The 23,593-nt window shown below is 44.3% G+C and carries 29 protein-coding genes; 18 read left to right on the forward strand and 11 right to left on the reverse strand.

All coding sequences use genetic code 11. From position 1 onward, the window contains the following. Positions 1 to 62: 62 nt before the first annotated feature. From metX to rdgB, 4 genes are all read left to right on the forward strand, one after another. Positions 63 to 1,223, forward strand: a complete 1,161-nt coding sequence (metX, locus tag N518_RS0101545) for a homoserine O-succinyltransferase MetX (protein WP_010699871.1) — start codon at positions 63 to 65, stop codon at positions 1,221 to 1,223. Beyond that, the gene (gene metW / locus N518_RS0101550) at positions 1,223 to 1,816 is read left to right on the forward strand and encodes a methionine biosynthesis protein MetW (RefSeq protein WP_005016574.1); all 594 of its coding nucleotides are present in this window, start codon (positions 1,223 to 1,225) and stop codon (positions 1,814 to 1,816) included. Before metX ends, metW begins: the two co-directional genes overlap by 1 nt. Continuing rightward, the gene (locus N518_RS0101555) at positions 1,813 to 2,403 is read left to right on the forward strand and encodes a tetratricopeptide repeat protein (RefSeq protein ID WP_005016576.1); all 591 of its coding nucleotides are present in this window, start codon (positions 1,813 to 1,815) and stop codon (positions 2,401 to 2,403) included. The genes metW and N518_RS0101555 overlap by 4 nt, the downstream gene beginning before the upstream one ends. Positions 2,404 to 2,513: 110 nt before the next feature. Next, positions 2,514 to 3,146 carry an RdgB/HAM1 family non-canonical purine NTP pyrophosphatase gene (rdgB, locus tag N518_RS0101560; protein WP_005023345.1) on the forward strand — a complete coding sequence of 211 codons (633 nt, stop codon included), beginning with the start codon at positions 2,514 to 2,516 and terminating at the stop codon, positions 3,144 to 3,146. Positions 3,147 to 3,204: 58 nt separating this feature from the next. Here the strand turns inward: rdgB and N518_RS0101565 are convergent, their stop codons facing one another. Further along, positions 3,205 to 4,080 carry an AEC family transporter gene (locus tag N518_RS0101565; RefSeq protein WP_005023343.1) on the reverse strand — a complete coding sequence of 292 codons (876 nt, stop codon included), beginning with the start codon at positions 4,078 to 4,080 and terminating at the stop codon, positions 3,205 to 3,207. Between the two features lie 152 nt (positions 4,081 to 4,232). Between N518_RS0101565 and tatA the strand changes: the two genes are divergently transcribed. The 4 genes from tatA (at position 4,233) to N518_RS0101585 (ending at position 8,196) form a co-directional block, all read left to right on the forward strand. Beyond that, positions 4,233 to 4,457: a twin-arginine translocase TatA/TatE family subunit gene (gene tatA / locus N518_RS0101570; RefSeq protein ID WP_005023341.1), complete on the forward strand. Its 225-nt coding sequence runs from the start codon at positions 4,233 to 4,235 to the stop codon at positions 4,455 to 4,457. Between the two features lie 10 nt (positions 4,458 to 4,467). After that, on the forward strand, positions 4,468 to 4,929 hold the full coding sequence (tatB, locus tag N518_RS0101575) for a Sec-independent protein translocase protein TatB (RefSeq protein WP_005023338.1): 462 nt from the start codon (positions 4,468 to 4,470) through the stop codon (positions 4,927 to 4,929). Beyond that, on the forward strand, positions 4,926 to 5,708 hold the full coding sequence (gene tatC, locus N518_RS0101580) for a twin-arginine translocase subunit TatC (protein ID WP_005023337.1): 783 nt from the start codon (positions 4,926 to 4,928) through the stop codon (positions 5,706 to 5,708). Before tatB ends, tatC begins: the two co-directional genes overlap by 4 nt. A 157-nt stretch (positions 5,709 to 5,865) precedes the next feature. Beyond that, complete coding sequence (locus N518_RS0101585) at positions 5,866 to 8,196, forward strand: PhoX family protein (protein WP_017400713.1); 2,331 nt, start codon at positions 5,866 to 5,868, stop codon at positions 8,194 to 8,196. A gap of 40 nt (positions 8,197 to 8,236) precedes the next feature. Here the strand turns inward: N518_RS0101585 and N518_RS0101590 are convergent, their stop codons facing one another. Further along, the gene (locus tag N518_RS0101590; RefSeq protein ID WP_005023333.1) at positions 8,237 to 9,022 is read right to left on the reverse strand and encodes an NRDE family protein; all 786 of its coding nucleotides are present in this window, start codon (positions 9,020 to 9,022) and stop codon (positions 8,237 to 8,239) included. 94 nt (positions 9,023 to 9,116) lie between these two features. Between N518_RS0101590 and lgt the strand changes: the two genes are divergently transcribed. From lgt to N518_RS0101605, 3 genes are all read left to right on the forward strand, one after another. Continuing rightward, positions 9,117 to 9,926: a prolipoprotein diacylglyceryl transferase gene (gene lgt, locus N518_RS0101595; RefSeq protein ID WP_005016611.1), complete on the forward strand. Its 810-nt coding sequence runs from the start codon at positions 9,117 to 9,119 to the stop codon at positions 9,924 to 9,926. A gap of 71 nt (positions 9,927 to 9,997) precedes the next feature. Then, positions 9,998 to 10,384, forward strand: a complete 387-nt coding sequence (locus N518_RS0101600; RefSeq protein ID WP_005016614.1) for a hypothetical protein — start codon at positions 9,998 to 10,000, stop codon at positions 10,382 to 10,384. Next, the gene (locus N518_RS0101605) at positions 10,384 to 10,755 is read left to right on the forward strand and encodes a hypothetical protein (RefSeq protein ID WP_005023331.1); all 372 of its coding nucleotides are present in this window, start codon (positions 10,384 to 10,386) and stop codon (positions 10,753 to 10,755) included. The genes N518_RS0101600 and N518_RS0101605 overlap by 1 nt, the downstream gene beginning before the upstream one ends. A 48-nt stretch (positions 10,756 to 10,803) precedes the next feature. On the opposite strand, the gene N518_RS0101610 is transcribed toward N518_RS0101605, so the two are convergent. The 4 genes from N518_RS0101610 to N518_RS0101625 are packed head-to-tail and all read right to left on the reverse strand — an operon-like array spanning position 10,804 to position 13,814. Continuing rightward, positions 10,804 to 11,475, reverse strand: a complete 672-nt coding sequence (locus N518_RS0101610; RefSeq protein WP_005023329.1) for a glycosyltransferase — start codon at positions 11,473 to 11,475, stop codon at positions 10,804 to 10,806. Further along, positions 11,472 to 12,068, reverse strand: coding sequence for a class I SAM-dependent DNA methyltransferase (locus N518_RS0101615; protein ID WP_005023325.1), 597 nt, complete (start codon positions 12,066 to 12,068; stop codon positions 11,472 to 11,474). Before N518_RS0101615 ends, N518_RS0101610 begins: the two co-directional genes overlap by 4 nt. Beyond that, positions 12,061 to 12,840 carry a PIG-L deacetylase family protein gene (locus tag N518_RS0101620; protein WP_005023323.1) on the reverse strand — a complete coding sequence of 260 codons (780 nt, stop codon included), beginning with the start codon at positions 12,838 to 12,840 and terminating at the stop codon, positions 12,061 to 12,063. Before N518_RS0101620 ends, N518_RS0101615 begins: the two co-directional genes overlap by 8 nt. Next, complete coding sequence (locus N518_RS0101625) at positions 12,828 to 13,814, reverse strand: acyl-CoA/acyl-ACP dehydrogenase (protein WP_005023320.1); 987 nt, start codon at positions 13,812 to 13,814, stop codon at positions 12,828 to 12,830. The genes N518_RS0101620 and N518_RS0101625 overlap by 13 nt, the downstream gene beginning before the upstream one ends. Positions 13,815 to 14,181: 367 nt before the next feature. Here N518_RS0101625 and thyA point away from each other — a divergent pair, with 367 nt between their 5' ends. From thyA to msrA, 5 genes are all read left to right on the forward strand, one after another. Then, positions 14,182 to 15,024 (forward strand): thymidylate synthase, encoded by an 843-nt coding sequence (thyA, locus tag N518_RS0101630; protein ID WP_005023318.1) that lies wholly within the window; start codon positions 14,182 to 14,184, stop codon positions 15,022 to 15,024. Further along, entirely contained in the window at positions 15,021 to 15,533 is a 513-nt protein-coding gene (locus N518_RS0101635; RefSeq protein WP_026443930.1) for a dihydrofolate reductase, read from the forward strand. Before thyA ends, N518_RS0101635 begins: the two co-directional genes overlap by 4 nt. 27 nt (positions 15,534 to 15,560) lie before the next feature. Beyond that, positions 15,561 to 16,616, forward strand: coding sequence for a DUF4105 domain-containing protein (locus N518_RS0101640; protein WP_005016631.1), 1,056 nt, complete (start codon positions 15,561 to 15,563; stop codon positions 16,614 to 16,616). Positions 16,617 to 16,735: 119 nt separating this feature from the next. Then, complete coding sequence (locus tag N518_RS0101645) at positions 16,736 to 17,206, forward strand: META domain-containing protein (protein WP_005023310.1); 471 nt, start codon at positions 16,736 to 16,738, stop codon at positions 17,204 to 17,206. Positions 17,207 to 17,327: 121 nt separating this feature from the next. Next, positions 17,328 to 17,852 carry a peptide-methionine (S)-S-oxide reductase MsrA gene (gene msrA / locus N518_RS0101650; protein WP_005016635.1) on the forward strand — a complete coding sequence of 175 codons (525 nt, stop codon included), beginning with the start codon at positions 17,328 to 17,330 and terminating at the stop codon, positions 17,850 to 17,852. 53 nt (positions 17,853 to 17,905) lie between these two features. On the opposite strand, the gene N518_RS0101655 is transcribed toward msrA, so the two are convergent. The 5 genes from N518_RS0101655 to N518_RS0101675 all read right to left on the reverse strand — a co-directional run bounded on the left by N518_RS0101655 (position 17,906) and on the right by N518_RS0101675 (position 21,618). Then, the gene (locus N518_RS0101655) at positions 17,906 to 18,310 is read right to left on the reverse strand and encodes an ExbD/TolR family protein (protein ID WP_005016638.1); all 405 of its coding nucleotides are present in this window, start codon (positions 18,308 to 18,310) and stop codon (positions 17,906 to 17,908) included. Beyond that, a complete protein-coding gene (locus N518_RS0101660; protein ID WP_005016640.1) occupies positions 18,310 to 18,936 on the reverse strand; it encodes a MotA/TolQ/ExbB proton channel family protein in 627 nt (208 codons plus the stop codon). The genes N518_RS0101655 and N518_RS0101660 overlap by 1 nt, the downstream gene beginning before the upstream one ends. A gap of 19 nt (positions 18,937 to 18,955) precedes the next feature. Then, a complete protein-coding gene (locus N518_RS0101665) occupies positions 18,956 to 19,756 on the reverse strand; it encodes a TonB family protein (protein WP_005404563.1) in 801 nt (266 codons plus the stop codon). Between the two features lie 213 nt (positions 19,757 to 19,969). Next, positions 19,970 to 20,836 carry a formyltetrahydrofolate deformylase gene (purU, locus tag N518_RS0101670; protein ID WP_005404562.1) on the reverse strand — a complete coding sequence of 289 codons (867 nt, stop codon included), beginning with the start codon at positions 20,834 to 20,836 and terminating at the stop codon, positions 19,970 to 19,972. A gap of 95 nt (positions 20,837 to 20,931) precedes the next feature. Then, a complete protein-coding gene (locus N518_RS0101675) occupies positions 20,932 to 21,618 on the reverse strand; it encodes a TetR/AcrR family transcriptional regulator (protein ID WP_005016645.1) in 687 nt (228 codons plus the stop codon). A gap of 115 nt (positions 21,619 to 21,733) precedes the next feature. Between N518_RS0101675 and N518_RS0101680 the strand changes: the two genes are divergently transcribed. Then, positions 21,734 to 23,182: a coniferyl aldehyde dehydrogenase gene (locus N518_RS0101680; protein ID WP_005404561.1), complete on the forward strand. Its 1,449-nt coding sequence runs from the start codon at positions 21,734 to 21,736 to the stop codon at positions 23,180 to 23,182. Positions 23,183 to 23,345: 163 nt separating this feature from the next. Next, entirely contained in the window at positions 23,346 to 23,582 is a 237-nt protein-coding gene (gene rpmB / locus N518_RS0101685) for a 50S ribosomal protein L28 (RefSeq protein WP_000048256.1), read from the forward strand. Positions 23,583 to 23,593: the final 11 nt, after the last annotated feature.

The following is a 23,593-nucleotide window of genomic DNA, read 5'->3' on the forward strand; positions in this document are numbered from 1 at the left end:
ATACCCTGAGCTTGGTATCCTTTTTATTATTCATTTTTAAAGATTTAAGGCGAACCATTCCCGTGTCTTTTCCAAGCGACTCAGTGGGCCTGGTCACCCCGCAAAAGTTTCAATTTGAAGAACCACTCGAACTAGAATGTGGACGTATTCTGCCCCGTTTTGACTTGATGGTTGAAACTTATGGTACCTTGAGCCAAGACAAGTCCAATGCGATTCTGCTTTGCCATGCATTGTCTGGTCATCATCATGCCGCAGGTTATCATCATGAAGATGATAAAAAACCGGGCTGGTGGGATGCCTGTATTGGGCCTGGCAAGGCCATTGATACCAACAAGTTTTTTGTAGTGGCCCTGAATAATATTGGGGGCTGCCATGGCTCAACCGGTCCAACCTCCCCTAACCCTGATAATGATAACCTGCCCTATGGTCCGGATTTTCCACTGGTCACTGTACGTGACTGGGTAAAAACCCAGGCACTCCTGTCAGACCGGTTAGGAATTGATGTCTGGTACGCGATTGTGGGTGGTTCACTCGGCGGCATGCAGGCACTACAGTGGTCAGTAGATTATCCGGACCGCTTGAAGAATTGTGTGGTGATTGCCAGTGCACCTAAACTATCTGCACAGAATATTGCTTTTAATGAGGTCGCACGCCAGTCTATTCTCTCTGATCCGGATTTCCATCATGGGCGCTATCTGGAACACGACAGTTATCCAAAACGCGGTCTGATTTTAGCGCGTATGGTCGGCCATATTACCTACCTTTCGCAAGAAGCCATGATGCAAAAATTCGGCCGTGACTTGAAGTCCGGAAAATTCATGTATGGTTTTGATGTCGAGTTTCAGGTTGAAAGCTATCTGCGTTATCAGGGTGAACAGTTTAGCCGTAATTTTGATGCCAATACTTATCTGATCATGACCAAAGCTCTGGATTACTTTGATCCCGCCCGTGAATATGAAGAGTCCCTAACCCGGGCCATGAGCCAGACCAAATGCCGTTTTCTGGTCATTTCCTTTACTACAGACTGGCGTTTTACTCCAAAGCGTTCACAAGAAATTGTAGAAGCTCTGATTACGAATCATAAACCGGTCAGTTATCTGGATATTGACGCTGAACAGGGCCATGACTCGTTCTTGTTCCCGATTCCGCTTTATGTAAAAACCTTGCGTGCTTTTCTTGGTGGCGAAGAACACCTGAAGTCCACCCCGAAGGAGACGGTATAATGCGTATTGATCAGCAGCTGGCAGAACGTTGGATCAAACCAGGCTCTAAAGTCCTTGATCTTGGCTGTGGGGATGGAGAATTACTCGCCCATATGAGCCGCCGGCATCAAATTCAGGCCTATGGACTAGAAATTGATCAAGAAAAGATTGCAATTGCCATCAGTCGCGGGTTAAATATTATCCAGCAGGATTTGAACCTGGGTTTGAGCCGTTTTGATGATCAGTCTTTTGACTATGTAGTCATGGCACAGGCTTTACAGGCGGTGGATGCACCAGATGTGTTACTTCGTGACATGGTGCGTGTAGGGAAACAGGCTATTATTACTTTCCCGAACTTCGCCCACTGGAAAACCCGTTCTTTTCTGGCTCTTAAAGGGAAAATGCCTGTTTCGGATGCTCTACCCTATATGTGGTATAACACCCCAAACATTCATTTATGTACGTTCCGCGATTTTGAAGCTTTATGCGCGGAAAATGATATCCAAATTATTAACCGACTCGCCGTGAATGGGAATCAGCAAGGTAGTTTACTGAGTAAACATGTTCCGAATCTGTTTGGTGAAGTCGCTATTTATCGAGTGAGCGCTCTATGAAAAAAACGACCTTAATTGGCACATTGGTATTTGGACTTTTAACTATCCAGGCGCATGCTGACTATATTCCACAACAACAATCTACAGCAGCCCAGGCAGCGCGTTATTCAACTATGGGGATCAATGATCTGGTTAAAGCTGCAAAAGCAGGCCAGCCAGGTGCCCAGTTCTATTTAGCCACCCATTACCAGTACGGTAAAGATATTCAAAAGGATGAAAAGCAGGCATTTGCCTGGTTTAAAGCTGCCGCTGACCAAGGTTTGTCTGCTGCCCAACTGAATGTGGGCCGGATGTATGCAGACGGGATCGGCGTAAAAAAAGATGAGATTCTGGCTCGCCGTTATTTTGAAAAAGCCGCCAGCAGCGGTGACAACCGTGCCAGCTTTAACCTGGCAATGATGGAAGAGCAGAAAAAGAACTATGTAGGTGCTTATCAGTGGTATGAACTGTCTACCCGCGACGGTATGCTCGACACTAAAGTTATTAATCTGTCTGAGGGCAAGAAAACTGCACTGGCAGCTAACCTTACCCAGGAACAGATTCGTATGGCACGTGACCGTGCAGACAAATGGATTCAGGCCCAATAATTTGAAGCTTGTATTTAAGGCGCCTTCGGGCGCTTTTTTATGGTCTCAATAAAGCATTCGATTTGAGGTAAAATATTTAAACTGTTTCTTAAAGTGACGAGCACAATAAAATGTCTGCAAATACATGGTTATCTCAGGAAAGTCTGGTTCTGGCCAGTAACAACAAAGGGAAAATTGCCGAGTTTGAAAAACTGTTTGAACAGCTGGCACTTCCAGTTGAGGTCATTCCTCAAGGTCAGCTAAATATTGCTGATGCAATTGAAGACGGGTTGAGCTTTGTTGAAAATGCCATTATTAAGGCCCGTCATGCTGCACGTATTTCTGGCAAACCGGCGATTGCCGATGATTCGGGGATTTGTGTCCCGATTTTAAATGGAGCACCCGGTATCTACTCGGCTCGCTATGCTGGAGAACATGGGAATGATGCAGCCAATAATGCTCGCTTACTGGAAGAATTAAAATCTCTGCGAAGACCCGGAGAACCGGTTGAAGCCATGTTTGTCTGTGTTTTGGCCTTAGTACAACATGCTGAAGATCCGCTACCGCAAATTTTTGAGGGCGTGTGGCAAGGAGAGATTCTGGAAAAACCACGTGGTGAACATGGCTTTGGTTATGATCCCCTGTTCTGGTTACCAGAACTTGGCCTGTCCAGTGCCGAGCTGCCAAAAGAAGAGAAAAATAAAATCAGTCATCGCGGGCAGGCCATGCAGCTATTTCAACGAAGTTTGCAGAATCATCAATAAGCCACAGTTTAAATTCGTTTTAAAGGGTGAAAAGTTCCTTTTCTTTAAGAAAGGAACTTTAAACGATGTGTAGTAGCAGACCATAAATCAGAATAATTGCGCAGCTCACCATAGTACCTGAAGCAATATACTTGGCAGAGATTCCAGTACCCTGATAATGAGTTTCTAGCGCCACAATATTTGCCGCCGGCGGCAAACAGAACAGTAGAAACATGACTCCTATATACTGCCCGATATGTGGAATAGAAATAAAAAAATAAGTCAGACTACATAAAACCAGTCCACAGCACAGTTTAAGTACAGCCAGTTTTAAACTATAAGTTATATCGTCTAGCTGAACTTTCGTCCGGCGCAGCCACATGCCTAGCACGCACATCCCCGCAAAGCTCATACCGATTTTGGCCAGACCGTAAAGCATATCAATCCATTTATGCTCAGGCATATACTGAAAACCGAATAAGCGGCACAATATAGCAATAGTCAGGGCAATTACTGGTGGTGATTGAAGCACTTTTTGCAAAATACTCTTCCAGGACTGCTGCTCCGAACTGACCGCAGTCACTGCCCAGATGTTGCCAAAAATTGAACCGCCAATATATAAAGCTACCATTGGTGCACTGATTTCAGGCCCAAATAAAGCAATCGCAAAAGGAAAACCGAGCCAAGCCATATTTACATAGCTAAAACATAAAGACTGGAGCTTGTCTTGAGAAATGAGCCAGAAAAAATAAAATAGAATTACCGCGACAATAAAACTAAATATCATCAGGCTAAGGCTGCCTGCCTGATAAAACACCATATTATAAATAATGACAGCGGGTATAAATACTCGTGCCAGCAGGGTTGCGAGCATAGTTTTTAATGCAGAGGCATATGCAGTTGTCGCCAGTCCCAGACCACATAAAAATGCAAAGAGGGGTAAAAGCAATGCCACGTGGTTTTCCTCTGGTGTTGTGGCGCTATGGTAGCACTAACATTAATTAAATGCTCTAAATGGCAGGCTGTCTTTAAACTGCAATATATAAGTCACAAGGCTGTCATACAGACCTGTTGAGATATCTTCTAGTTAAAACAGGAGAATTTTCTATGGCTGGACTATCTATTTGGCATGTGGTCATTTTTGCAATTGTCGTTATCTTGCTGTTCGGCACGTCAAAACTTAAAAATTTAGGTAAAGATGTAGGTGGTGTAGTTAAAGACTTTAAAAAATCTATTCGCGAAGATGAGCAGCAAACTGTAGCCCTTCAGGAACCGCGCACTATTGAACACCAGAATGTTAGTGCTGACACAAATTCAACCGTAAAACACTAGGGTATTTTTCATGCTCAATATTGGTATGACTGAGCTGCTGGCTTTTGGCATCATTGCTTTATTGGTGCTTGGGCCGGAAAAGTTACCAGAGGCAGCGCGCTTTGCTGGCAGGTGGTATGGCAAGATCAAACGTATGGTCAGTAATGTACAGGCTGATCTGGACCGTGAATTGCGCCTTTCAGAACTCCGTGAGCAGATGCAGCAGGAAATGGCCCGTATTCAAGAGCTGGAACAGAAAATGCAAGCCCAGATGCATGAACTACAACAACACAAAAACTTTGCAGATAACGCTCTACAAGAACATGCAAATACTCATAATAAAAATTTATCCACGCAGTACTTTTTTATTGAGCAAGCCCCGTCTCTGGTCCTGACTCGTCAACCAGAACGGCCGGCCTGCTTTTGCCAAATTACTGAACAGCCAGAAAGCCCTGTACAGTCTTCTTATCCTGAACTCAAGGTGGCTGTATGAGTCAACTTTCTCCTTCACAGCTCCCAGGCCCAATATTAAATGAGCAGTCACAAACCCAACTTGAAGAGATGCCCATTACCCGGCACTTAATGATTTTGCGCCGTCATCTTTTTAAAATTGTTGCTATTCTAATTGCTCTATTTTTTTGTCTGCTGCCTTTTGCAAACCGGACTTATCAGCTACTTTCAGAACCACTAAGGGCCCAGTTACCCAGCTCGTCAACCATGATTGCGACCGATGTAACCGCGACGTTCATGGCGCCCTTCAAGCTGAATTTCTTTATCGCCCTCATGATTGCCATGCCCTTTATCATTTATCAGCTCTGGACATTTGTAAAACCGGCGCTATATGAAAAAGAAAAATCCTTAGCCCTGCCCTTATTGGTAGGAAGTATCAGCTTGTTTTATGCCGGCATTGCATTTGCCTATTTTGTTGCCCTGCCTTCAATTCTGCATTTCTTCATGAGTGTGTCACCTGAAACAGTGGCACCGATGACAGACATTAATAGTTACCTAGCTTTCTGTTTAAAACTGTTTCTGGTATTTGGACTGACTTTTGAAATTCCGATTATTACTTTGCTTCTGATTTTGATTGGGGTTGTATCTACACAACAACTGGTCGAGAAAAGACGTTTTATCATTGTCGGGTGTTTTTTTATCGCCATGTTTGTTACTCCACCAGATGCAATTTCCATGGTTATGCTGGCTATTCCAATGTGGCTACTTTTCGAAGCTGGACTTTTCTTTGGAAAACTCATTGAAAGGCGTAGAGCAGTCTAAGATCTTCAACTTTATTTCAGCAGACTTCGGTCTGCTTTTTTCATCATACTGTCTTATTTTCTTCACCTGAATGTCACTTAACCGTCAAGGTCCCGTCATATTTATCACCTAATTTAATTACAACTTAACAACACCTTACTTGTATTTAGGAAAAAACATGACGCAGCTGACGCCATATCATGAAGATCAAGAACTTGATAATAATACTTCATCTAATATCCATTTCCGTGACATTTTAGAGCAACGCATGACGCGCCGCAGTCTCATTACCAAGACAGCAAGTGGAGCAGTTGCCTTGGCGCTGGCTTCTACACTGACTGGCTGTAATGATGATGACGACAATAGTAATAGCGGAACAGCACCAGTTACTCCGAATGACCCTAACCAGAAGCCTAGCAAACTTTCATTTACTCCAGTGGCTAAAAATCTGGATGACATTGTGACTGTACCTGAAGGCTATCAAGCTACTGTAATCTATGCGTTGGGAGACCCAATTAATCCAATGCTTGGGGACTGGAATGATAATGATATTCCACCTGGTCCAAGCTTCCAGTTCCGTTCTGGTGACTGCCATGATGGTATGCATTTCTTTGGTTTAAACAGCGCTACAGACCGCTTTGATGATACGGTCTCAGCACAAGGTTTGCTGGTAATGAACCATGAATACATCAACCAGACCTTCCTTCATCCTAAAGGTCCAACCAAGGTTGAAGGACGCCGTCCTGAGGATGAAGTTATTCGTGAAACCAATGCGCACGGCGTATCTGTAGTCCATATTAAAAAGGACCCGGCAACTCAAAAAGTAGAAATTGTTAAAAACTCTGTTTTTAACCGCCGTATTACTGCCTCAACAGAAATGGATTTTGCCGGTGCTGCTGCAGGTTCCAGTCTGCTTGCTACACGTTTTTCACCTGCCGGACGTCAAACACGTGGTACACATAACAACTGTGGCAATGGCTATACACCTTGGGGTACTTATTTAACTACCGAAGAAAACTTTATTGGCTATTTCCAGCGTTCAGGACATGACGAGTACCAACGTACAAATGCCGAGAAAATCGCATTAAAACGTTATGGTCTGGGACTAAAAAAAGACGAACCTTATCTTTATGAGCTGGATGAGCAGGGCGCTCCTAAAAAGGGTGAAGATGGCAAAATTGTTTATAGAAAAGATTCAAATGGTAATTTAATACCAAATATTGATGATCAGGGTCGACCAGTCTATTTGGGCGCAAGCTCACGCTATGCTTGGGAAACTGTCATTGGACAGGTTGAGTCACAGGATCTATATGACCGCTGGAATGCTGATGTAAAAGCGGATCAGCCTACTCAGGACTATCGTAACGGACCCAATACTTTTGGCTGGATGGTCGAGATTGACCCGTTTGATGGCGGTCAGAGACCGGTTAAACGTACTTCTTTAGGCCGTTTTGCACATGAAGACAGTGCCTGCCGTGCAGTAGCGGGCCAACCTTTGGCATTTTATATGGGTGACGACTCTAAAGGCGAATACATCTATAAATTTGTCTCGAGTGCAGTATGGGACCCGAAAGATGTAAACCGCGGCTATACTGCTGGCGATAAATACATGAACTCAGGAAAACTGTATGTTGCCAAGTTTAACAGTGATGGTTCAGGCCAGTGGATTGAACTAAGCTATGGTAAAAATGGTCTGAATGAAAGTAGCAGTACTTATCCCTTCACCTCTCAAGCCGATGTGGTGACATTTGCCCGTTTAGCGGGGGATGCTGTCGGCGCAACAAAAATGGACCGTCCGGAATGGGCGACCGTTAATCCGGTAAATGGTGAAATCTACGTTACCCTGACCAACAACTCGAATCGGGGAACCAGTTACCCGACAGATGCAGCTAACCCGCGTAATTATGATGACCTTAAAGACAAAAAAACTCAAAGTGGCAACGTAAATGGTCATATTATCCGTTTTAAAGAAACCGATGATAAAACTACAGCTGAAACCTTCAAGTGGGATATTTATCTGTTTGGTGCCGAAGCCTCTATGGCATCAAATATTAACCTGTCTGGTCTGACTGATAACAATGACCTGTCTTCACCAGACGGAATGTGGTTTGACCCGCGTGGTGTGCTCTGGATTCAAACAGATGATGGAGCTTATACCGATGTCACAAACTGTATGATGCTTGCTGCTTTGCCAGGTCAGATTGGTGATGGTACTACCGCAACTACTTCAAGCGGACAGCAGACATTAATGGGTGTAAAAGTAACAGACTCAACCCTGCGCCGTTTCCTGGTAGGGCCAAAACAGTGTGAAATTACCGGGATTGCCATGACCCCTGATTACAAAGCTATTTTCATTAATGTGCAGCATCCGGGCGAAGACTCTGCCAGCTATGTAACTCCTGCAAGTCACTGGCCGGCAACCCAAACTGACCGGAATAACACTACAGCCCGCCCACGTTCGGCAACTGTCGTAATTACCCGTAAAGACGGCGGCGCAATTGCGGGTTAATCCTCTTTTTATGAATATGCCGGCCTATTGACCGGCATATTTATTTTTGTTGAGTCAGAGAAATCCGCTGCTGCACAATCTGCCCGCTCTGCTCTCCTTGCTGAGTCTTTTCCAGCCAATTCCATGCATGATGGTACAACCTTAAAAAATTTGAACACCGGGTTCCGTACATCGGGCTTTGAATAAAAGTAGAAGAAAGTAGCAGTTCCATATCCTGACTGATACCCGTCTCTGGCAGGGCATTCTGATCTACCTTGCGCTCATCTTCTAAAATATCCCAGACAGCTGACTCCAGTATGTGCTCAGCAACAGGACGCTGGAGCATAGGTAAAAATTCCTGGGTAAAGCGCTTTCGTAAATGCAAGGTCTTTTGCCAGGAGTCGCTCATGAGCCCGTTAGAAATTACGTATACGCCACTGGCCAGCACCTGAGGAGCCTCACCTCGGTTACTCATATATACTGCCTGCGTTTGATCTCCTATCACCAGGTTAAAACCAGCATATTCCTGCTGTTGTTTCTCAAGCATTTGAGCAAAGCGAATGGGTTTCTGCTCAGATTCCAAAAAGGCCTGCACTAAATGACCACGCGAGGTCGGATAATGCTGCCGGTCTGTGCCATCACGAAAATTGGTGATCACTGCCCAACGTCCAGATGCTGTAATACCCATCCACGTACCACCAGATTGTAAATCTTTGCCAGCTATAACCGGACTGTTCTCCCAGTGATTCAAGACTTGCGTAGGTCGCTGATAAAACTCATCCCGGTTAGAAATCAGGCATAATGGCATACGATCTAACACTTGCCAGGCTAAAGCCACAATACACATAGGCATCTCTCATGATCTTTACACATTGAATGTACAACATTTTTAGGAACATTCCGCTAGAATCTGTGCAAAACGAATACATAAAGGAGCTGTAATGCTGACCTATCCGAGTATTGACCCAGTCGCGCTGGCACTGGGTCCTTTAAAAGTTCACTGGTATGGGCTGATGTATTTATTGGCCTTCTTGTTTGCTTGGGGACTGGCCAGCTACCGGGTTAAACAGCGTGTAGGCTGGACCACCGATATGGTATCTGATCTGGTTTTCTACGGCGCACTTGGTGTTGTGATCGGTGGACGGCTGGGTTATGTGTTCTTTTACGGATTTGATCAGTTCCTAGCCAACCCGCTCTGGTTATTCGAGGTCTGGACCGGGGGCATGAGTTTCCATGGCGGTTTTCTGGGGGTTATGCTAGCAATGCTGCTCTGGTGCCGTAAATATCAGAAAACCTGGTTCCAGACACTGGACTTTATTGCGCCATGTGTCCCCACTGGTTTGATGTTTGGCCGCATCGGAAACTTTATCGGTGGTGAGCTTTGGGGTCGTCCAGTTATCAATCCAGACTATCCCTTCGGAATGGTTTTTCCGCATGTAGATAATCTGGTACGTCACCCATCCCAGCTTTATCAAGCTTTAGGCGAAGGCCTGATTCTGTTTATCGTGTTGTGGTGGTTTAGTTCCAAGCCACGTCCACGTATGGCAGTTTCAGCGCTGTTCCTGATCGGTTATGGTATTGCACGCTTTGTGGTTGAGTTCTTCCGTGAACCGGACAATGGCCAGCTCTTTATTGGCTGGATGAGTAAAGGCCAGTTCCTGACCCTGCCAATGATACTGATTGGTCTGTGGATGATGTGGTACGCCTACCACAGAAAAATTTATGACTGGGGTCCACAGAAAAATACCTGATACATAGAGGAGCAATTGCTCCTCTTTTTTATGCTAAAGTTCTGAGCTGTTCTGCTTGATTTCAAAAGACTATGCTTGAGTTCTGGTTTGATCCTAAAGTTTCCATCACACGTAAATTGCTGATCTTTGTATCTATTGCAATAATTACTGCTGTGCTGTATGGGATGCAGCCGTTGGCATTAGACGCTATTTTAATGTTTTCGGGCACAGGTATCATTTTTTTAATCTGCCGTTACTGCAAAATGCACTTTGCAGCCGGGCAGCCCGCTGGCTTGCTCTATCGTCTGTTAACCTGGATTCCCATAGCATTATTGCTTGCCCTGATTTTTATGAATATGAAAGAGGGCGAAATTTTACTGCCAGGTGCACAGGGAATTGGTTTTATGGCACTGGCCGTTTGTCTGTTCTCGCCTTTATCCCTTCTACATAAAAACAAAAATCCAGAAGAGAGTATGTAATGCTTGATTTTTGGTATTCGGCACGCTGCACCCGTCAGGTTAAGCTGATAGTTTGTATTATGACCTGTGCCATGATTTACCTGTGTTCTACTGTGCAGGCGTTGTCGGCTGTATTGACAGGATTTAGTCTTGGTTTGGGCATATCAATACATCTACTCAGGCAGCTGAATCTTAAAATAAGACAAGATAATATTTATAAAAATGGCCTTTCTATTTTGCTCTATAGCGTACCTTTGGCTGTTTTTCTTATTTTGCTTTATGTATTGCCTGATGAACATAAAATGATTTTAGGATTACAGGTGCTAGGGTTTACTGCATTAGGACTATTTATCGTATCGATCTATGAAAACCGCGCCAAACGCTTTAAATAAATTTTTCTCCAACCAAAACGCTAGATTTATATTTGAACTATAGGCATTTCAGGTTTCAGGACAATAAGCTGTAGTTTCAAGCTGTTTTAGAAAAGTCGAAAAACCTTGAGGTGTACGGGCTATTAAGCGGCTACTGGTCATGACCCTTACCCGGTTACTCCATATCACCTTGTATTGCAGGTTTAACATTCTTTTCACCAGACCTACATCCTCATGACAGGTTAGTGCTCCAAACCCGCCAGACTTGATATAGGCCTCGGCACTAAAACTCAAGTTGGCGCCATGAATATGTCGATGATCCATATCATCACAATAATGCTGCAGATAGCGCTGCCGGGTAAGTGACGACAGATGTTGCCAGCTATCTACCTCAACCACGCCACAGATTACATCAGCAGGCTGATGCAATAGCTGCTGCTTAAGCCAGAAGCGGTCTACTTTCGAATCTGCATCAGTGCAGGCAATCCAGCGGGCACCTGTAGCAATGAGAGTGCGAACACCCAGATCACGGGCATGGCCTACACAGCGCACTGCACACTGCAAGTAGTTTATACCTGCACGTTGTACCAGTTTCAGAGACTGATCGGTACAACTATCTAGCACCACCAAAACTCTTACCTGAACGGAAGCCGGCAGTTCATCTACAGCCTGTTGAATGGCCAGCAGGCAGTCAGACAGATGCTCTTCCTCATTATGGGCAGGAATGACAATGCCAATCATGTTAGTCCCTCCTGATGTGCCAAGCTACCAGACTCTGTAGTCCAGAGGTCGACCAGAAAATCCGGATCATCTAACCCAAGATAATGATAAAGTTTCAGGTGCTGCTTTAACAGCTGATGGACTAAATTCCCGTTTAAACTAAACCCGTCAATTGGGTAACGCCAGTGACAGCACAGCAAAGTACCGGTGTCATTTAAACTCCGTTGTACCCATTCAATCAGCTGTAACAGTTCATTCTCATTTAAATAGTAAGCAATCTCGCTAATCACGATGAGATCAAATTTTTCTTCAGGACACTGCTGGGGAATCCGTTTCTGCTGTATATCAATATGTAGCTGTCCTTTTAAGCGCTGCCGGGCCAACTCGACTGCTTTGCTGTTTGCATCCAAACCAAGCAGTTCGTCACAGCGGCTGGCCAGCTCTTGACTAAAAACCCCATTGGCACAGCCAAGTTCCAATATGCGTCCGTACCTTTGCCGGGGTAGCAAGGCCAGACAAATCTGCCGTTTGCGCTGTTCATACCAGCGCTGGGTATAACCCCATGGGTCATCATTATAATGATAGAGTGTATCAAAGTAATCCTGTTCAGGCATGTATATAAACCTCGCAGGGCATCAAGATTCGCTCTACCGTATGTGAAGATAAAATAGGTGCCTGTCCGGTACTTGGGTCTGTTTCAAGCTGGCTTTTAAAGCACTGAATCGCCTGTTTCTTGAGCCTGAGCTGTGCGGCTGTCAGTTCCAGCTTGCAGGCAGATTTCCAGGGAATACGGTTGTCCTGTGGCCTGGCCCAGTGCCATGACCAGATCAGGACTTGATAACAGCTAAGCTGCTGTTGATCTGCCAGCCGCTGTACAGTTTGACCAGTTGCTTCATGATCAGGATGACCATCCTTTGCAAATGTACACACCAGAATATCATCAGGTCTGACCAGCTCTTTTAGAGCAGCATACAACTTTTGCTGCTCAGCAGTCACTTCACCATCTGTCAGCTGCAGTGCAATCCGGTTTACCCGATTCTGCACGCCTAATACTTTAAGCGCATTCAGGCTCTCTTGAGGCCGCAGCTGATCCAGCTGCTGTGGTGTATAAAGCTGTGAGTCCGGATGGCTTTGTGTACCATTAGTCACAGCCACCAGCAGAATTTCACGTTCCAGTGTACTAAGCTGCTGTATCAGGCCAGCACATCCTAAAATTTCATCGTCTGGATGCGGCGCTATAATCAGTATACGTTGCCCTGCCGGAAAGGCTTGCTCAGGGACAAGCGTCTGTAATGACTGTAACCCGCTCCATTGCTGCCAAGCCCGTTTGGTCGTGCCATTTCCATAAATCAGGCGGTCTCCTACCGGACTATTTATAACATCCATGCAGTGTCCTCCATAACCGAACGCTCACCAATCTGTTCCAGATCAAAAGCCGCATGGCTTTGCCTTAAAAAAACCGGTAAATCTGCTGCCATTTGGGCAAACATGGTATTTTCACAGAAAGGTCGTGCTCCCAATGCCTTACCAACCAAGTCCAGAACCTTTTGTGCAGTCTGCTCAGTCTGAATACGCAACATCCGAATAATCAGCTCGTGACTTTGCGTAGGATGCTGATCAATTTGTGCTGCTACATATTTGAAATATTCACGGGTGGTAGCTAACGCACTATTTACTTCACCTAGATACATTAGCCGAAAAGTATTGGGTTTCTCCTGACAGGCCTGTTGTAATGTATGGGCCAGACGGGTAGCCGCACCATACCAGCAAGCTGCCACACCAGCAGCACCATGCCAGAATCCTGATCGGTCTAGATATTGTCCGGGCTGCCCTACCGTTTGTGCAACAACTTTATTAAAACTGATTTTTGCAGTCTGGGTATAAGCCATTCCTATAGCATTCCATCCACTATGGTCGATGCAAATATCTGGCTGGTGCATGTCAACAATTAACAGCTGTGAATTATTCTGTGTATCCCGATAGGTCATGAGTCCATAATCGACCAGCCCCGCACCCGAACACCAGTACTTATTACCTGAACATTGCCCATTTTGGTAATAAAGTGGTTGTATGCCACCCTCTGCAGCCCAGACAGCATAGACTCCCGCAGGCACCTTGCTGTAACCAAGCTCATGCAAAATACTCAAAGCATCCAGATGGGATTCAAACCATTTCACCAGATTCAGGTTAGTTGCCGCGACTTTTGCCAGAACTTTCCAGCGTTCATACGTCTGGCCGCTTGCAGGATGGGGAATTTCGCTACTCAAATTGCAAAGTTGCTTAAATGTCGTGATCAAACTGTCTGAAAGATGAGAAGAATCCTGCTCAAACTTGGTCAATATGATATTCAGGGTGGTCATAAAACTCCCAGATATAGCTGTATTACTTTAAAAAGAACACAGCGAGCTCAATGATTATGATGAATTTTTTATAATTAAAAACTTATAACATTGAATAACTTGATACTCATAGAGGTCTTATACCTTTCATTCAGTCAGGTTCTGTAAAAAAATATTATTAAAAGTAACTTACTCAGTAATTATTTTTATATCCGGTTCTGTTGATATTCAGGAACGTGGTTGGAAAATAAAACCATGATGAACCTCGTCTTTTAATGTAGCGGTTTTCAGTCAGGCTAAAAAAAGCTAATATGTACGGTCAGCTGATACTTATCTCTGATCTTCTTAAGCCCTTCGATTTTCTTAGGCCCTTCCTAGTGAGAGAACCATGCGCCAATATCTAGACCTTTTACAACATATCCTTGAACATGGTGGTGATAAAGGTGATCGTACCGGAACAGGTACTCGTTCTGTATTTGGTCATCAGATGCGCTTTGACCTCTCTAAAGGCTTTCCACTTTTAACCACAAAAAAGGTCCATTTTCGCTCTATCGTCGTTGAACTGTTATGGTTTTTAAAAGGCGATACCAATGTGAAATATTTACAGGATAACAAAGTAACAATCTGGGATGAATGGGCAACAGCTGAACAAACTGCCCGCTTTGGGCGTCCTGCCGGAGAACTGGGACCAGTCTATGGACATCAATGGCGTAACTTTGGTGCGACCCAGAATGAAGATGGCAGTTATCAGCAAAACGGGTTTGACCAGATTTCCTGGCTAATTAATGAGATCAGAACCAATCCGAATTCACGCCGGCTCATCGTTTCTGGCTGGAATCCTAAAGAAGCCAGCCAGGTTGCATTGCCACCTTGCCATACCCTGTTTCAGTTTTTTGTACAAAATGGCAAATTGTCTTGCCAGCTTTACCAGCGCAGTGCCGATGTATTCCTGGGTGTACCCTTCAATATTGCGAGTTATGCCCTGCTCACTCATATGATTGCTCAAGTCTGTGACCTTCAAGTTGGTGATTTTGTCTGGACCGGGGGTGATACACACCTGTATGCCAACCATTTTGAGCAAGCCAGATTACAGCTGGGCCGTGATCCGCTAGAACTGTGTCAGTTAAAACTGAATCCAGAAGTAAAAAGTATTTTTGACTTTAAATTTGAAGATATTGACATTATAAATTATCACTCGCATCCTGCAATCAAGGCACCGGTGGCTGTATGAGTTTTCAAGGCTTAGAAGTTGTACATGTAGTTGCGATGGACCAGCAGCGCTGTATTGGCAAAAATAATGATCTGCCTTGGCACATTCCAGCTGACCTCAAGCATTTTAAAGAGATTACTCAGGGCGGTGTAGTAATCATGGGCCGCAAGACCCTAGAATCCATGGGACGTGCTCTACCTAAACGGGTCAACTGGGTAATTACCCGTGATCCAGACTGGTCGTTTGAAGGTACCAAGGTTGCACATAGCATTGAGGATGCTCTAGAACAGGCCATCGCTGATGTGAAAACCAGTGAAAAACCTGAAAGTTTATTCATCATTGGGGGTGGAGAAATCTTTAGACAGACGCTGGAGATGGCTGACCGTCTGGAGCTTACTCATGTTAAACTAAGTGTGCAGGGTGAAGCTTATTATCCTGAAATTCCGCAAGTTTTTAAAAAGATTCAAAGTACGCCACAAAAAGATGACAAAAGCGGAATTGAGTTTGAGTTTGCAACCTATCAGAAATAGAAGGGACTCAGACTGACTTGACCACTTATGCACAATATTGGAAAGCGTGATTTTTTTATTGCTCTAGGCAAAGGGTTACTGCATTTTATCTTTAGCTTGTTTGTTATTCTTTCATCTATCTGGTTATGTCTGGCACTCTGGGTTCAGGAACCTGTTAGCTGGCTGGTTACCCGGATTCTGATCGGAAGCTGGATCGCTTTTGCGCTTAGTGTGCTTGGTATTTATGTCAGCCAGCATTTTTTTAGCCGCCGTATAAATAGTATCATTTATATCTTGTGTTTTATGAGCGCCCTGTCTTGGTATATAGGACTGGATGCCCGGCAAGACCGGGACTGGAACCCGGAAGTTTCCCGACTTCTTGAATACGAGCGTCAGGGTGATCAAGTAACCTTACATAATGTCCGTAACTTTGCTTGGGAAGCAGACGGTAAAGTCCATGAGCGCTGGAAAACCCGGCATTTTGATTTAAACCAGATTACCGGAATTAATATCATCACCTCTTACTGGATGGGTCCACAAATTGCTCATACCCTGGTCAGTTTTGATTTTGCCAATCAGGAGCCCCTTACCTTTTCTATTGAAATTCGTAAAGAAAGAAATGAAGAGTTTTCAGCGATTGGCGGTTTTTTCAGACAGTACGAACTGAGCCTGGTGGCCTCGGATGAGCAGGATATTATCTATACTCGCAGTAATATTCGTCATCAACAGGTATATTTTTTTCCCATCAGGATGAGTGCCTCGGAACGTAAAGCTCTTTTTTTAGAATATTTAAAGACGGCAGATGAACTGCGGGCAGAACCGCAGTGGTATAACACTCTGACCAGTAATTGTACTACCATCATTTTTGATATGGTTCAGGCAATTAACCCGTATCAGTTACCCAAAGATTATCGGCTGCTGGCTTCAGGCTATCTACCAGAGTATTTGTATGATCTGTATGCTCTAGATCATCAATGGAGCATTCAGGAATGGTATCAGCATGCGCATATTAACCCGCGCACTGAACAGATCAGTCAGAATCCTGAAAAGATTCAACAGTTCTCTCAACTGATGCGTCAGGGTTTACCCTCACCTCAGCCTTGAAAAGTGAGACTTTACTCATTTTATTTAGAAAATACACCTAAAGCTACATATTGAAGCTAAATTTTGCGTTATGTTTTTACTTTAATGTCAATAACATAATAAATGATGAGAACGCTAAAATGTTTAAACAGATTTTAATGGCGAGCGTGATAGGCAGTTCGGTTCTATTTACTGCATGTACGAATATGCCTGATCAAGGCAATACTACTGTCGACGTTGTTCAAGCACAATTATTGGATCGCAACTGGACCGTAACATATATCGGCAATACCGAGATTGTTAAAACTAGCCAAGCTGTCCAGACTCTCCCAAGCCTGATGCTTGAATCAGCCACACAACGTTTTAGCGGCACTGATGGCTGCAACCGGATTATGGGTAGCTATCAGCTTACCAATAAAGGACTGGTTTTTGGCCAGATGGCATCCACCCGTATGGCTTGTTTAAATCCGAGTAACCAGCAGGTTGCTGCAGCTTATAACGAGGCTCTCGCTAAAGTAAGCGCTTATCAGGTCTATCATAAAACCTTAAAGTTACTCGACCGTCATGGCAATGTAGTAATGCAGCTTAGCAGTCCAGCCCGACTACGCTAAGAATTGAATAGATTGATTTGCCCGTTTAGACGGGCTTTTTTACGTCTGTTGCACACAAGCTCTATTGTAGCTCTATGAAAATTTATTATAGTGGAGGAAATCTATTCAACAGGATAAGACTATGCAACAGGCATTATTTGGAGGCGGCTGTTTCTGGTGTGTTGAAGCAGTTTTTCTGCAACTCAAAGGTGTAGAAAAAGTCGTCAGTGGCTATGCAGGCGGTCATACTGAGAATCCGGATTATGAAGCCGTATGTAGCGGACAGACACATCATGCCGAAGTCATTCTGGTAGAGTTTGATGAGCAGCAGATCAGCTATCAGCAGCTACTTGAAGTATTTTTTGCCACTCATGACCCAACTACGTTAAACCGTCAAGGCAATGACATTGGTACACAGTACCGCTCAGTGATTTATTATTTTGATGAAGAACAGCAGCAACAGGCACAGCAGATGATTAATGCGCTCAAAGCTGAGGGTTTAGATATTGTGACAGAACTGAGTCCGGTACCTACTTTTTATGAGGCTGAAGAGTATCATCAGAATTTTTTTGCCAAAAACCCTTCCCAAGGCTACTGTAACTTTATGATTCCTCCAAAACTGTTAAAGTTGAGAAATAAATTCCAGGATTTACTCAAATCTGAATAAAAAACATCTATAAAAAAAGCGGCTATACTGGCCGCTTTTTTAACGTTTTTACTTTAATTATCACTAACGAAAGCAATATCGCTGAGCCCGGCTTCGCTCGCACGAGACATTACTTGCGCTACAGTGTCATACCGTGAGTCTTTATCTGCTCTTAGCTGAACTGTGGGTTTACGTTCAGCTTGTCCAGCTTCTGCAAACCGGGTTTCAAGCTCTTGAAGACTGATCATCTGATCATTCCATGCCACCTGATTCTGGGCATTGATACTGATTGTAATCGCCTCAGGCGGCGGATCGATAATTTCTGCTGTGGTTTGTGGCAGATTTAATGGAATTGATGGGTTGGCAACGGTCGCTGTCACCAGAAAGATGATCATCAAAACCAGCATAATATCGATGAGCGGAATGAGATTCATCTCATTCATGCCAGCATCGTTATCTTCACCCAATTGAAAAGCCATTAAGCCTGACCTCCAGCATATTGCTGCTGTGCAGCATTATTTACTTCTGTTTTAGATACATTACTGTCCTGCTGTAACATAGTATCAATCAGCAAGCTATGTGCCTGATCTTGCAGGTCATGAGCAAGTCCACGATTGAAACGTACTGCAATGTTGTAAGCCAGTACTGCAGGAATCGCTACGGCCAAACCAAGTCCTGTCATGATCAAGGCCTCACCTACTGGTGTTGCAACCTGAGCAAGACCGGCCTGGCCACTCTTACCTACGGCCACCAGGGCATGAAAGATTCCCCATACTGTACCGAACAGGCCAACAAATGGTGCAATAGAAGCAATAGTCCCCAAGACTGCCACACCTTTTTCTGCAGAAGCTTTCTCGGCAGAAATCTGGCGCAGTAGAGCCTGTTCAGCGACTGCTTTACGCTGCTCAAAACCGAGTGGTGCCAGTTTGGTTTTAAGTTTAGCCAAAGCCTGCGAGAGTTGAGCATAAGCTTGCTGTTTAAGTTGGCGGGTACCCATCAGACGTAAAATAAAGATGGTCCATGTCGCAATCGACATTGCCAAGAGCACGAAATACAGTGTTTTGCTGACTGCATCCGCATGTTGCCAATAAACTGAAAAGTTCATACTCGAACTCCTGAAAATGTTAGCCGTTAGGATTCAATGTTAATTCAAATGGCTGCTCAGCCCGGATCGGATAAGCTATACCATTTTCTTTATACGGTTTGAATTTTGCACTACGCACTGCGCGTAAAATCTTTTCATCGAGTGCACTAATCCCACTTGATTTGGTAATACGGGTCCGCTCTTTAATAATAGAACCTTTTTCATCTGCCTCGATATGTACCACAATTACCCGGGTTTCACCCTGTAAGTCTTTATTACTATAAGACGGTTTTGGTGAACGGCTCCACTGTACTCCTGCTCCGCCAATTGAAACAGTTTTTGGAGACGGTGGTGAAGGCGGAGCCGGTGGTGCAGCAGCAGGTGCGGGTGACGCAGCGGGTACTGGTGCCGGTTTAGCTATTTTAGTTTCTGAAACTGTTGTGGTAGCTACAGGTGAAGGTGCTGGCGGTGCTTCTACCGGTTTTGCAACAGGCTTAGGTGCTTCAGCTTTTTTCACCTGCTGAACCTTCTCAACCTTTTTCGGTGGTGGAGGTAAAGGTTTTTCAACTACTTTTACTTCTTTAACCTCTTTTGGCTTGGCAGGTTCAGCTTTTTTTGGCTCAACCTTTGGTTTAGGTGGTAAAGGTTCAGGTGGCTGCTGGATCTTGACAAACCGGACCTGTAAAGGTTCTTTTTCAATCGGTTTAAGATCAGCAGTTTTAAGATGGCTCACACCCCAAAGCACACCGATATGCCCGACCATTACCACGGCTAAAGCTGCGACAATTTTCTTTTTCATCGGGTTAGAAGGGGGCATACTGGACACGGAGGAATGACTCATAAGAATCTGTTACCTAATAGATTGCTTTACTTCAATACAACAGGAGAAGAAGATAAAGCTCATCGGTTAGCACAATGAAAGTATCGCAATAATAAATGAGAAGTGTTTTCATTTGCAACCGTTATTTAATTTATTTTGACCAACTTTCTAATTCAGCAATAAAAAAAGGCATATCCCTAGATATGCCTTTTTTTAGTCAGACTTTAATTAGTTTTACTGAAAAACAACAGTCTTGTTGCCATCTACAATAATACGGTCTTCAAGGTGCCATCTCACTGCTCGCGCCAATACGTGGCGCTCTACATCCTGACCAAGCTCACGCAACTGCTCTACTGTAAAGTCATGGCTCACCCGTTCTACATCCTGCTCAATTATCGGACCCTGATCCAAATCAGCAGTGACATAATGTGCTGTAGCACCAATTAGTTTTACACCTTTGTCATAAGCTTGCTGATATGGATTGGCTCCTACAAATGCTGGCAGGAACGAGTGATGAATATTAATAATTTTCATCTCCCATTTGCTGACAAACTCTTCGTCCAGAATCTGCATATAACGTGCCAGTACCAACAGATCATTGCCCTGCATCAACTCATCAATCTTGGCATAAGCTTCACGCTTGTTTTCTTTATTGACGGGCACCACTTCAAATGGAATACCAAAGTTCTCTACTGCTGAACGCAGGGTCTCATGATTAGATACCACCTTGGTGATTTCACATGGCAGAGCTCCGCGGGCATGACGCCATAGCAACTCAAGCAAGGCATGGTCGACTTTAGAGACTAAGATACCCACTTTTTTCACATCACTGACAAAAGCCAGACGCCAGTGCATGTCATAACGCTGGGCTACATTCACAGCAAAGGTCTGGATCAATGTTTCCTTACGGGTCTGCAAATGTTCAAGTTCAAATTCAACACGCATGAAATATCGACCGCCCTGCGCTTCAGTTGCATATTGATCAAGTGCGGTAATATTTGCTCCCTGATGATACAAAAAGCTCGATACAGCCTGCACAATGCCCGGCTTGTCTTCACAAGTAATCAGGAGTCGTGCTGTATTGGCAGTGGTCATGTTCATGTCGGTTGATATCGCTTATAAGTCAAATTAAAAACAAGCCGCATATTCTAGCGCGTTTTTACGGCGGGCAGAATAGTTATGAAAAAAGCTGTATGCTATTTTGCTGAAGACAGGCTGGCAAACAGTTCTGAAGAGCCGAAGGTTTCAAGCAGACGCTCATAAGTCTCACGACTTTCTCCCATGAGGTATGGCCCTTCCAGAAAGACCATCTGGCGCAGCGCCTGCCATACCCATTTTTCTTCAAGATGGTTGCTGTCACTGATGTGGCCAGACATATACAGGAAATTGGTCCAGTTGGTCAACACAATCCACAGGTTAATAATGAGTGCCTCAATTTCTGAAGCAGTCATTTTCATTAGCCCTGCATCGACAAAAGCCTGATAAATTCTCTGGCCCTGCTGCATGACCTGACCGGCAAAGCGTGGATACATCTTTCTAAAGTCATCATTGTTTTCGACCAGATGATAAACATCCCGATGCAAAAAGCGGTATTCCCATAACTGGCTGCTAAGGACCTGAAAATAACGAATCTTGTCATTGGCATTCAACTGACGGTCATCTGGCAGAGACAGCATGTCGAGTGTCTCTTTCTGGTATTGTTCCATCAGTTCCTTAATAATTTCCTGCTTGTTGCGAAAATGGTAATACAGGTTACCTGGACTGATTCCCAATTCGGCTGCAATATGGTTGGTGGTTACAGAACGCTCTCCACGCTCATTAAAGAGTTGCAAACTGATCTGCAAAATCCGGTCTTTAGTTTTCACGGTCTTGGAGTGGGACATTCTTAATAACCATCTATTTCAAAAAGTTAGTGGACTAACACATAAAGTGACTTGACTATTTAGAGCATTTACTCTAAAAAGTTAAATATTAGATTTTATTTAATGGTAGCGTGTCATGAATAGTCAAACAAAAACAACTCAAATGACTCCACATTCACCTGATATTCAGCATATGCAAGACTTGCTTGAACATCAGAGATTGGCGTATCAGCGTCATCAGGTACCTTCGGCCAAAGAACGTATTGACCGCCTGTCTCGTTTAAGACGCGTACTGGTAAAATATCAGGACCAGTTTGCAGACGCAATCAATCATGATTATTACAACCGTTCAATTGGTGAAACTAAAATTGGCGAGCTGCTGACCTGTCTTGAACATATTAAATATTATAGCAAGCATTTAAGCCAGTGGATGAAACCATCTAAACGTCATGTTGCCATGATTCATCAGCCTGCCAAGGCATGGGTACAATATCAGCCTATGGGCGTGATCGGCATTATTGCGCCTTGGAACTATCCACTACTTTTATCCATAGGCCCATTAATCTGTGCATTGGCAGCAGGCAACCATGCCATGATCAAGATTTCTAGCGCGTCTTCAAATTTTGGCCAGATTCTGGCAAGAGCTCTGGCAGAAGCTTTTCCGCAAGATCTGGTCGCAGTAGTCAATGGAGGCGGCCCTATTTCAGATGCCTTTAGCCATCTGCCTTTTGACAAGATTATTTTTACCGGCTCAACCGCAGTGGGTAAAACTGTAATGGCAGCAGCAGCTGAAAATCTGGTGCCAGTCATTTTAGAACTGGGCGGCAAGTCGCCAGTGGTAGTACACCCTTCCATGAATATGAAAGATCTGGCACAGCGGATCGCTGTGGGCAAACTCTGGAATGCCGGACAGACCTGTGTTGCACCAGACTACATGTTTCTCCCCAAAGGTAAGACAGAGGAATTTATAGCAGAATTCCGTACGATTGCCACGACTATGTATCCTCATTTACGTAATAATCAAGATTACACCTCCATCGTAAATGACAAGCAATACCGCCGGGTACAGAGTTATTTAGATGATGCGCGTGAACAGGGTGCGCAGATTGTGGAAATTAATCCAAAAAATGAACTGCTGGAAGATGTCTATAAAATTGCACCGACCCTAGTAACTGGGGTCACCAGTTTTATGCAAATCATGCAGAATGAAATTTTTGGGCCGGTACTACCCATCATGGAATATGATCAGATTGATGAAGTGATTGAGTTTATTAATCAACGTCCACGCCCACTTGCGTTATACTATTTCGACTATGATTCAGCACGCGCTGATTATATCGCACAGCGTACGCATTCCGGACATTTTGGTATGAATACCGTATTAACTCACGTTGCTCAGGATGACCTGCCTTTTGGTGGGATCGGGGCCTCCGGTATGGGTAAATATCATGGACCGGAAGGCTTCTTCAGTTTGTCGCATGAACGTTCAATGATGTCAAATTCCAAGCTCTATAGCTTAAAATTTATTCTGCCACCATTTAACAAGCCGCTCTACAAATTGATTTCAAAAACACTGTTGCGTTAAATGATCAAGGCATGATCTATCACACCAGATCATGCTGTGTTTTAACCGAATTCGCTTGTCTTTTAATCGGATTTTTGGTATAAAACGCCCCTTGAATGAATTCATCCGTTTATTTTATGACTGGCCACACATTTGCTGCTGGCTAAATCAATGGAGTTCCACCATGTCTAAGGTTTGCCAAGTTACCGGCAAGCGTCCAGTCGTTGGTAACAACGTCTCACACGCCAACAACAAAACCAAGCGCCGGTTCGAGCCGAACCTGCACCACCACCGTTTCTGGTTAGAAAGCGAAAAGCGTTTTGTACGTCTTCGTCTGACCACTAAAGGTATGCGTATTATCGACAAATTGGGCATTGAAAAGGTTGTAGCTGATCTTCGTGCTCAAGGCCAAAAGATCTAAGGAGTCATTGC

Source organism: Acinetobacter sp. UNC436CL71CviS28 (genome assembly GCF_000620525.1).
GTDB lineage: Bacteria > Pseudomonadota > Gammaproteobacteria > Pseudomonadales > Moraxellaceae > Acinetobacter > Acinetobacter radioresistens.

Excerpts from the sequence above, each read along its gene's own strand:
- N518_RS0101675 (WP_005016645.1), bottom strand. The coding sequence starts at position 21,618 with ATGTCCCACTCCAAGACCGTGAAAACTAAAGACCGGATTTTGCAGATC.
- N518_RS0101610 (WP_005023329.1), bottom strand. The coding sequence starts at position 11,475 with ATGATTGGCATTGTCATTCCTGCCCATAATGAGGAAGAGCATCTGTCT.
- rdgB (WP_005023345.1), top strand. The coding sequence starts at position 2,514 with ATGTCTGCAAATACATGGTTATCTCAGGAAAGTCTGGTTCTGGCCAGT.
- N518_RS0101655 (WP_005016638.1), bottom strand. The coding sequence starts at position 18,310 with ATGGCTTTTCAATTGGGTGAAGATAACGATGCTGGCATGAATGAGATG.
- rpmB (WP_000048256.1), top strand. The coding sequence starts at position 23,346 with ATGTCTAAGGTTTGCCAAGTTACCGGCAAGCGTCCAGTCGTTGGTAAC.
- N518_RS0101600 (WP_005016614.1), top strand. The coding sequence starts at position 9,998 with ATGCTTGAGTTCTGGTTTGATCCTAAAGTTTCCATCACACGTAAATTG.
- N518_RS0101645 (WP_005023310.1), top strand. The coding sequence starts at position 16,736 with ATGTTTAAACAGATTTTAATGGCGAGCGTGATAGGCAGTTCGGTTCTA.
- msrA (WP_005016635.1), top strand. The coding sequence starts at position 17,328 with ATGCAACAGGCATTATTTGGAGGCGGCTGTTTCTGGTGTGTTGAAGCA.
- thyA (WP_005023318.1), top strand. The coding sequence starts at position 14,182 with ATGCGCCAATATCTAGACCTTTTACAACATATCCTTGAACATGGTGGT.
- purU (WP_005404562.1), bottom strand. The coding sequence starts at position 20,836 with ATGAACATGACCACTGCCAATACAGCACGACTCCTGATTACTTGTGAA.
- N518_RS0101620 (WP_005023323.1), bottom strand. The coding sequence starts at position 12,840 with ATGGATGTTATAAATAGTCCGGTAGGAGACCGCCTGATTTATGGAAAT.
- N518_RS0101635 (WP_026443930.1), top strand. The coding sequence starts at position 15,021 with ATGAGTTTTCAAGGCTTAGAAGTTGTACATGTAGTTGCGATGGACCAG.
- N518_RS0101585 (WP_017400713.1), top strand. The coding sequence starts at position 5,866 with ATGACGCAGCTGACGCCATATCATGAAGATCAAGAACTTGATAATAAT.
- tatA (WP_005023341.1), top strand. The coding sequence starts at position 4,233 with ATGGCTGGACTATCTATTTGGCATGTGGTCATTTTTGCAATTGTCGTT.
- tatB (WP_005023338.1), top strand. The coding sequence starts at position 4,468 with ATGCTCAATATTGGTATGACTGAGCTGCTGGCTTTTGGCATCATTGCT.
- N518_RS0101615 (WP_005023325.1), bottom strand. The coding sequence starts at position 12,068 with ATGCCTGAACAGGATTACTTTGATACACTCTATCATTATAATGATGAC.
- lgt (WP_005016611.1), top strand. The coding sequence starts at position 9,117 with ATGCTGACCTATCCGAGTATTGACCCAGTCGCGCTGGCACTGGGTCCT.
- N518_RS0101665 (WP_005404563.1), bottom strand. The coding sequence starts at position 19,756 with ATGAGTCATTCCTCCGTGTCCAGTATGCCCCCTTCTAACCCGATGAAA.
- N518_RS0101625 (WP_005023320.1), bottom strand. The coding sequence starts at position 13,814 with ATGACCACCCTGAATATCATATTGACCAAGTTTGAGCAGGATTCTTCT.
- N518_RS0101660 (WP_005016640.1), bottom strand. The coding sequence starts at position 18,936 with ATGAACTTTTCAGTTTATTGGCAACATGCGGATGCAGTCAGCAAAACA.
- N518_RS0101590 (WP_005023333.1), bottom strand. The coding sequence starts at position 9,022 with ATGTGTATTGTGGCTTTAGCCTGGCAAGTGTTAGATCGTATGCCATTA.
- metW (WP_005016574.1), top strand. The coding sequence starts at position 1,223 with ATGCGTATTGATCAGCAGCTGGCAGAACGTTGGATCAAACCAGGCTCT.
- tatC (WP_005023337.1), top strand. The coding sequence starts at position 4,926 with ATGAGTCAACTTTCTCCTTCACAGCTCCCAGGCCCAATATTAAATGAG.
- N518_RS0101640 (WP_005016631.1), top strand. The coding sequence starts at position 15,561 with ATGCACAATATTGGAAAGCGTGATTTTTTTATTGCTCTAGGCAAAGGG.
- N518_RS0101680 (WP_005404561.1), top strand. The coding sequence starts at position 21,734 with ATGAATAGTCAAACAAAAACAACTCAAATGACTCCACATTCACCTGAT.
- N518_RS0101605 (WP_005023331.1), top strand. The coding sequence starts at position 10,384 with ATGCTTGATTTTTGGTATTCGGCACGCTGCACCCGTCAGGTTAAGCTG.
- N518_RS0101555 (WP_005016576.1), top strand. The coding sequence starts at position 1,813 with ATGAAAAAAACGACCTTAATTGGCACATTGGTATTTGGACTTTTAACT.